Source organism: Streptomyces sp. NPDC088194 (genome assembly GCF_040702025.1).
GTDB lineage: Bacteria > Actinomycetota > Actinomycetes > Streptomycetales > Streptomycetaceae > Actinacidiphila.
Genome location: NZ_JBFBIV010000210.1, coordinates 1 through 2,150 on the forward strand (window position 1 = coordinate 1; position 2,150 = coordinate 2,150).

Sequence of the window (2,150 nt, forward strand, 5' to 3'; positions counted from 1 at the left end):
CCTTCGCGAACTCGTTGATGAAATGTCGACGACCCCACAACTGACGGGTGTAAGCCACCAGACCAGGCCGAGCACCACTGACCGACAAGCCGTACATCGCGGCGAGTTCGGAGGGGCTCATGGCGTGGGCCGGTGGTTCGTGCACGGGGGCGAGGCGCTGTGTCATGGAGGGCGCTTTCAACCGGAGGAGCGAATCGCCGGACCCCCGCCGACGTGTCGCGGGTGGTGTGGCGCACGCGGGACGGAACGAAGGGAAACCGAACGAAACGAGACACAACGGAACGGCACCGTTCCGTCGCACCACAGACTCTAGGCGACCCTCACAACGGAACGCAACCGTTCCGTCGTGACGCTATGCTCGGGGCATGGAACCCAAGCCCCGTCGTCAACCAGCCGGCGCCGCCGTGCTCCGCGAGGGGGTGACGGACGCCATCCGCGCCGCTGTCTTCGACGAGCTGGCCGCCGTGGGCTACGGGCGGATGTCGATCGAGCGGATCGCCCGCCGGGCCGGGGTCGGCAAGGCCGCGATCTACCGGCGCTGGCCCTCGAAGCTGCCGATCGTCCTCGACGTGGTGTCCGCCCTCGCGGTGCACGGCATGCCCGCGCCCGACACCGGGACGCTGCGGGGCGACGTACGGGAGCTGCTGGAGGTCACCGCGCGGCTGCTGGAGCACCCGCTCGCCGCCCAGATCGTCCCCGACCTGCTCGCGGAGGCCGCCCGCAACCCCGACATCGCGCACGCCGCGCACGCCGCCATGCGCGACACCCAGCGCGCGGTCGCGGCCGCCGTCGTCGGCAACGCGATCAAGCGCGGCGAACTCGCCCCCGACACGGACGTGGACCTCGCGCTCGACCTCGTCATCGGCCCGGTGTACTGGCGGCTGGTGATGGTCCGCACCGACCGCCCGGCCGGCTACCTCGACGCGCTCGCGGCCGCCGCCGCGGCGGGCCTGTCCGCCACCCGCCTCCCCTGACGGGGGCGGGTCAGGCGGGACGGGCCGGCGGGTCGGCTCTGGCGGGCGGCGGGTCGGTGGACGGCGAGTCGGCGGGCCGGCTCTGGCGGGCGGCGGGTCGATGGACGGCGGGTCGGCTCTGGCGGGCGGCGGGTCGGTGGACGGCGGGTCGGTGGACGGCGAGCCGCAGGTCGGTCCCCGCGGCGCTCTTCCCCTCGGCGGCCGACGCCGCGACCGAACCGGAGAAGGTCAGCGCCCGGTCGCTCCTCCTCGCCGGCGGCGACCAGCGGCTGCTGTCCGCCGCCGAGACCGAGGAGTTCACCGCAACGCCACGGCTCGCCCCGGACCCTCGACACGCCACCGGGCACCGGCCCCCGCGGTCGCGCTCGCTCGTAGGCTGGCGGTCGTGCGGGGACTGGTGACGAGCAGCGCGGACGAGATGACCGCCTGCTTCCTGAGCGGGGAGTTGTCCAGCCGGAGGTTCGGCCCGGACCTGCGGTCCCGCCTGGCGGCGGCCGGGCAGAGCGAGAGGCTGCTCACGCGTCCGGACCTCTCCGACGCCCGGGCGAACCTCGCGCGTCGCGATCTGCTCGCCGCGACCCGCGGGTACGGCGAGAACCGCGGGCTGTTCGAGAACTTCCCCGTCGGCGTCACATGGACCAGGGCGGTCCTGTCCCCCGCCGAGGCAGCCGCGGTGCGGTACCTCGACTACTCCTACTGGGTCGAGCTGTCGGGCGGCAGCCGCCGGCCGGCCGACGCCGCCGCCCGCGTCACCGCGGGGCTGCGGGCGTTCGACGTGTCCAACGAGCCGTTCCTCGACGCGGCCCGCGCGCTCACGCGAGGCGCGTCGTTCCCTCCCGTCGTCCTGGTCGGCGTGCGGCAGGACGACCTGGTCTGCCTGGAGGGCCACCTGCGCCTGACCGCCCACGCCCTTGCCGGCTTCCCGTCCGACGTCGAGTGCCTGATCGGCACCGCGCCGGACATGGGCCGCTGGGCGCGGTAGTCCGCGCCGGCGGAAGCGCCGGGCCCAGCGCACCCCCCCCCCGTCGAAGGCACCGGGGGGAAGGGGCCGCGGGGGGGGCGCGCGCCGCGCGGGTGGCCGCGGCCGCGCGGCCCCCGCCGGCGCTGAGGGGGGCGGGGCCCCCCCCGCACCCGCCCCCCCCCCCGCACCCCCCCCCCCCCAACAACCCACCCCCC

General features: G+C 75.7%; 3 protein-coding genes and 1 pseudogene. 2 read left to right on the forward strand and 2 right to left on the reverse strand.

The annotated features are described in order from the left end of the window. A pseudogene (locus AB0399_RS40415) lies at positions 1-166 on the reverse strand (ABC transporter permease); the annotation flags it as partial. A gap of 199 nt (positions 167-365) precedes the next feature. Here AB0399_RS40415 and AB0399_RS40420 point away from each other — a divergent pair. Beyond that, complete coding sequence (locus tag AB0399_RS40420; RefSeq protein ID WP_329369928.1) at positions 366-974, forward strand: TetR/AcrR family transcriptional regulator; 609 nt, start codon at positions 366-368, stop codon at positions 972-974. 10 nt (positions 975-984) lie between these two features. Here AB0399_RS40420 and AB0399_RS40425 read toward each other — a convergent pair whose 3' ends face one another. Continuing rightward, on the reverse strand, positions 985-1,275 hold the full coding sequence (locus AB0399_RS40425; protein WP_366414688.1) for a hypothetical protein: 291 nt from the start codon (positions 1,273-1,275) through the stop codon (positions 985-987). 84 nt (positions 1,276-1,359) lie between these two features. Between AB0399_RS40425 and AB0399_RS40430 the strand changes: the two genes are divergently transcribed. Continuing rightward, complete coding sequence (locus AB0399_RS40430) at positions 1,360-1,956, forward strand: hypothetical protein (RefSeq protein WP_366414689.1); 597 nt, start codon at positions 1,360-1,362, stop codon at positions 1,954-1,956. The last annotated feature ends 194 nt before the right edge of the window (positions 1,957-2,150 follow it).